This window comes from Planktothrix mougeotii LEGE 06226, assembly GCF_015207485.1.
Taxonomy (GTDB): Bacteria; Cyanobacteriota; Cyanobacteriia; order Cyanobacteriales; family Microcoleaceae; genus Planktothrix.
The window spans coordinates 1-5576 of the sequence record NZ_JADEWU010000139.1; the positions used below are offsets into that span (position 1 = coordinate 1).

General features: G+C 40.3%; 3 protein-coding genes. 2 read left to right on the plus strand and 1 reads right to left on the minus strand.

The window, feature by feature from the left end:
- The first annotated feature begins 26 nt into the window (after positions 1 to 26).
- Positions 27 to 3656 carry a diguanylate cyclase domain-containing protein gene (locus IQ236_RS27950; protein WP_228041892.1) on the plus strand — a complete coding sequence of 1210 codons (3630 nt, stop codon included), beginning with the start codon at positions 27 to 29 and terminating at the stop codon, positions 3654 to 3656.
- Between the two features lie 111 nt (positions 3657 to 3767).
- Positions 3768 to 4517: an HAD family hydrolase gene (locus tag IQ236_RS27230; protein ID WP_193872317.1), complete on the plus strand. Its 750-nt coding sequence runs from the start codon at positions 3768 to 3770 to the stop codon at positions 4515 to 4517.
- 259 nt (positions 4518 to 4776) lie between these two features.
- Here the strand turns inward: IQ236_RS27230 and IQ236_RS27235 are convergent, their stop codons facing one another.
- Positions 4777 to 5415, minus strand: a complete 639-nt coding sequence (locus tag IQ236_RS27235) for a HesA/MoeB/ThiF family protein (RefSeq protein WP_193872319.1) — start codon at positions 5413 to 5415, stop codon at positions 4777 to 4779.
- Positions 5416 to 5576 lie beyond the last annotated feature (161 nt).

A 5576-nucleotide genomic window follows, 5' to 3' on the forward strand; every position in this document is an offset into this window, starting at 1 on the left:
CTCCGGGTCCCCATCTCTGGGGGTTGTTGATTGTTCATCAATGTCACAGTCCCCGTCACTGGAAAACCGTAGAAATTCAATTTCTGCAACAAGTGGCGATTCATTTAGCCATCGCTGTCCAATACCGAGAACTGAATCAACCTCTTGAGCAATTCCATCAACTCCAACAACAGATTCTACAACCTTCCTCCCGTAGAGACGCGCCAAAAGCCTACGCTCAGGATCAGTCCAGGCACGTCTCTACAGAAGAATGTGGCTGTTGCCATTCGGTTGATGAATCTCCGGTATCAAGATCGGATTTAAAAGGATGGGATCGACTTCAAACCCCAATCTGGATTTTTGATATTGAGAATTTACAAATGTGGTGGGCAAACAAAGCCGCCCTTCATATCTGGAATGCCACCAATCGAGAAGAATTACTTAACCGAAATTTTAAAGATATTTCTGAAGCAACTCGCATTCGTTTAAACACTTATTTACAACAATTTCAACACGAAGAAACTATTACGGAAACCTGGACATTTTATCCTGAAGGAAAACCGATTTCTGTTCGTTGTACTTGTTCGGGAATTAAAATTGAAACGGGTCGAATGGCAATGTTAGTCGAAGGAATAACAGAAGTCGTCAATGAAAATACCCCCGAAACATTGCGCTCCATAGAAGTCCTGCATCATACAAGTGTGATGATTTCCCTCTATACTTTGAATGGGGTGCCCTTAATGCAAAATCCCGCCGCTTTGCGTTGTTATGGGGATACTCTACATCCCAATAGGGCTGAGGATAATGTGTTTGTTCGTCATTTTGTTGATCCCAATATTGGAGAAACGGCAAGATTAACCGCCCAATCTGGTGCAGTTTTTAGTGTTGAAACTCAAGTTTATACTTTAAATGGGATTCGTTGGCATGGATTAGATGTGCGTTGTACTCGTGATCCGGTGACGGGTCATCCCATGCTGCTGGTGAATGAAAAAGATATTACTGAAAAACAAGCTTCTTTAATTGAACGTCAGCGCGTCGAGCAAGAATTACGCTGGAAAGAAGCGTTATTACGCTCAATGACAGATACGTCTAATTTAGCTTTTTTTGTTGTTGATAATCGCACGGATAATATTCTTTATTTTAATCATCGTTTTTGTGAAATTTGGGGGATTGAACACTTAGAAGGTCAAATGTTAGAAGGAGTGTTAAAAAATAACGATATTATTCCCCATTGTATTCCTTTAATTGCTGATCTTTCGGCTTTTGCTGAGTCTTGTAAACCCTTACAATCAGAGAATAATCGAACGGTAATAGAAGATGAAATTGCTTTTTCGGATGGACGCACAATTCGCCGTTTTTCTAGCCAAATTCGAGATCAGAGCGATCGCTATTTTGGACGGTTATATATTTTTGAAGATATTAGCGATCGCATTGCGGCTCAACAAGCTTTAAAAGTCAGTGAAGACCTTTGGCAATATGCCCTAGAAGGCAATGGAGATGGGGTATGGGATTGGCAACCTCAAACGAATCAAGTCTTTTTCTCCCGACGGTGGAAAGAAATGCTGGGATTTGCAGAACATGAAATTGTCAATACCCTAGAAGAATGGAAAAACCGGGTTCATCCTGATGATATTGAGATGGTTTATCGCAATATTCACCAACATTTTCAAGGAGAAACTGAACAATATATTAGTGAACATCGGGTTTTGTGTAAAGACGGAACCTATAAATGGATGCTTGATCGCGGTCAAGTTTTCAGCTGGAGCCCTGAAGGTCTTCCCCTGCGGATGATTGGAACCCATACCGATATTACAAAACGCAAAGCGATGGAGGAAACCCTGCGAGAACGGGAAACTCGTCTATCCTTAGCGTTAGAAGCATCTCGCATGGGAACCTGGGACTGGAATATTCTCACAAATCAGATTCTCTACTCGGATCAATTGCGACTCATGTTTGGTTTATCTGGCCCTTATGATCGCAGCTATGAAGCCTTTTTAGAGATACTGCATCCAGAGGATCGAGAGTTAGTGGATCAGTCGGTGCGTTGTGCGTTGTCAGAAACAGATGATTATCATGTCGAGTTTCGGATTATTTTGGCGGAAGGAGCCGTTCATTGGATCTGTAATAAAGGACAAGTTTACTATAACGAATCGGGTCAAGCCATCCGTATGATCGGCGTAGCGATGGATATTACGGCTCAGAAACGCTCAGAAATTGACTTGCGGGAAAGCGAGGAGCGCTATCGGTCTGTGATTGCGGCTATGGGTGAGGGGGTTGTTCTCCAGCAAGCAGATGGTCAGATCGTTGCTTGTAATCAAAGCGCAGAAAGGATTTTAGGGTTAAGTTCTGATCAGATGATGGGCCGGACTTCTATTGATTCACGCTGGTGGGCGATTCAACATGATGGTACCGATTTCCCTGGAGAAAACCATCCGGCGATGGTGACGTTACGCACGGGAGAACCCCAATTTGACGTGATTATGGGTGTTCATAAACCGGATGGGGATTTGACGTGGATTTCGATTAATTCCCAACCTTTATTTCATTCCGATCAATTTCAACCTTATGCAGTTGTTACTTCCTTTTCGGATATCAGTATTCGCAAACAAGCCGAAGAAGCGTTAAAACAACAGGCTGAACGGGAGCGGATGATTTATACTATCACCCAACGGATTCGGGAGTCTTTGGATTTAGATGAGATTCTACAAACGACTGTTGCTGAGGTGCGGCAGTTTTTACAAACGGATCGGGTGATTATTTATCGGTTTAATGCTGATTGGAGTGGTGTAATAGTTAAGGAGTCTGTGGGAGCGGGTTGGAAATCGATTTTGAATCTGGAAATTACGGATACTTATTTTGTGCAGAATCAGAATAAATCATTTGAACAACACACAGTTAAGATGACTTCCGATATCTATACTGCAAACCTTGATTGTTGTCATTTGGAGCTATTAGAAAAGTTACAAGTTCGAGCCAAATTAGTGGTTCCGATTTTACAAAATCAGGGTTTATGGGGGTTATTGGTTGCCCATCATTGCGGTGGGTCGAGGGAATGGTATGCTTTAGAGATTGAACTTTTGAGGCAGTTAGCTGTTCAATTAGCGATCGCTATTCATCAGTCGGAACTTCATCAACAATTGCAATTTGCTAACCAACAATTACAAAACTTAGCGATGGTGGATCAACTCACCCGAATTGCTAACCGTCGTTGTTTTGATGAGATTTTAAATCAAGAATGGCATCGTTTAATCCGAGAACAACGTCCCCTTTCTTTACTACTTTGTGATATTGATTATTTTAAACAATATAATGATGCCTACGGACATTCTCAAGGGGATATTTGTTTACAACAAGTGGCTCAAGCACTTCAGCAAGGGGTTCAGCGCTCTATTGATTTAGTGGCTCGATATGGAGGAGAAGAATTTGTAGTAATTTTACCCCATACGGATCAAGAAGGTGCGTTACAAGTGGCTGAGAAAATTCAAGAAGCAATTCAACAGTTTAATCTGCCTCATCGTGCTTCTGCTATCAGTCAACGGGTAACGATGAGTATTGGCATTTGTACCCTAATTCCGACTTTAGATCGGGTTCCTTTGGATTTAATTAATGCCGCAGATGAGGCACTTTATCAAGCCAAAACCCAAGGACGAAACCGAGCCGTTAGCAATAATCTATGAAGAGGGAATTACGAATTACGAATTACGAATTACGAATGGGTAATATTCCCTGTTCCCTGTTCCCTGTTCCCTGCTATATAATTTAATTAATAAAAAATAAGGAACAAGAAAATGGGAAAACTACAAGCTTTAATTTTTGATGTGGATGGCACGTTAGCGGATACGGAACGGGATGGTCATCGCGTTGCTTTTAATCAAGCTTTTAATCAGGTAGGTATTCCTTGGAATTGGTCTATTGATTCCTATGGTAAATTATTGGCAATTGGGGGAGGAAAGGAGCGTATTCGTTATTATATTGAACAATATGAACCGAATTTTTTATCAACGGAAAATTTAGATGATTTAATTGTAAATTTGCATGAGTTAAAAAATCAATATTATCGAAAATTATTAGATCAAGGTTTAATTCCTTTGCGTCCTGGGGTACAACGGTTAATTCAAGAAGCAAGAGAAAAGGAAATCAGGTTAGCGATCGCAACAACGAGTGCTTTACCCAATGTTTTAGCTTTATTAGAAAATACAGCTATTCATCCAGACTGGTTTGAAATAATCGCGGCTGGGGATATTGTTCCGGCTAAAAAACCAGCCCCGGATATTTATTTTTATGTATTAGAAAAATTAGGATTAAATTCAGCAGATTGTCTGGTATTTGAAGATTCCCATCATGGATTTTTAGCATCAAAACAAGCTGGATTAAAAACAATAATTACTGTCAACGATTATACAAAAAATCAAGATTTTACTGATGCTGTATTAGTCGTTAATCATTTGGGTGAACCTAATCAACCGTTCACGGTATTAGCGGGGGATATTCCTGAAAAAAGTTATTTAGATTTAACGTTAATTCAATCTATTTTTTAAACTTAGAAAAACCGAAACCGTTTAATCTTGTGGATGGGGGTTTGAGCTTTGAGCAACTGAGTGTAATCTTGGTAATGGGTACTCTATTAATTAAATAAGGATTTCCCCATGACTGTACAAATTGCCGGAAAATACACTTTTTCCATACAATTCACCAACGATCAAATGATCATGACCATGACAACAAAGGGAGTTACTGCAACCCGAACATTTAATAGAGCTTAAAGAAATAGAAATAATGAAGAATCAGGATTTAGCTTTATTCCTTGAGTGAGCGAACACTTAAATCCTTCAGGGTAATTGTGAAGTTCCGTTGTTGGTTAGTCGTAATAAAAGAAATAATTACCTCACAGGCGACAGCAACCGTTAGCATCACCAAATTACGCGCGAGTGGATAATCACAAACATCATCATTCACATCAGAAGGAACTCGATAAACCTGATTCCAAATTACTTCTGCATAATCAGAAGAAAGTCCAACATGAAGGCATGGAATCCCCGTTTGATCGGCGTAATCCTTCACCGTCTGACGGGATTTGCTATTGTCAAATCCATCAACAATCAATCCACTTTTTTTCAATAATTGAGTAGTATTAGTCGCAGACAATTCTTTGATTTCAACGTCTACCTTTGTCCCAATTGCCCGATATAAATTATTCGCCAAAATCTTAGCTTTGAATGCTCCCACATCAGAACGATAATAGGGTTGAGTCGAGAGATTCCGTTCTTCAATGCGATCGCAATCAATCACCTTAAGCTTACCCAACCCAGCACGAGCGAGATTCTCAGTTAAATTCGCCCCCAAGGCCCCTGCGCCACAAATCGTTACCGGAAAATCCTTCAGCTTCGACATGACTGCATCGCTACGATAAAGTTGTTCATGGAAAAAGATGCTCATCGTCTCACCACTCCCGGTGTTCCATCACACCTACTAAGCTGCTACGCAGCTTGATTTAATAAACGGCATTGCCTTTGTTTTTAATTTTACGATTCCAATTAATGATTAGTTCTCCTTCATTTAATAATTTATGTAATAACTCTTCTAACTGCTCAACGGAT

What these genes read in the sequence shown, in the direction of transcription:
- IQ236_RS27235 (WP_193872319.1), bottom strand. Translation starts at nt 5,415, where the DNA reads ATGAGCATCTTTTTCCATGAACAACTTTATCGTAGCGATGCAGTCATG.
- IQ236_RS27230 (WP_193872317.1), top strand. Translation starts at nt 3,768, where the DNA reads ATGGGAAAACTACAAGCTTTAATTTTTGATGTGGATGGCACGTTAGCG.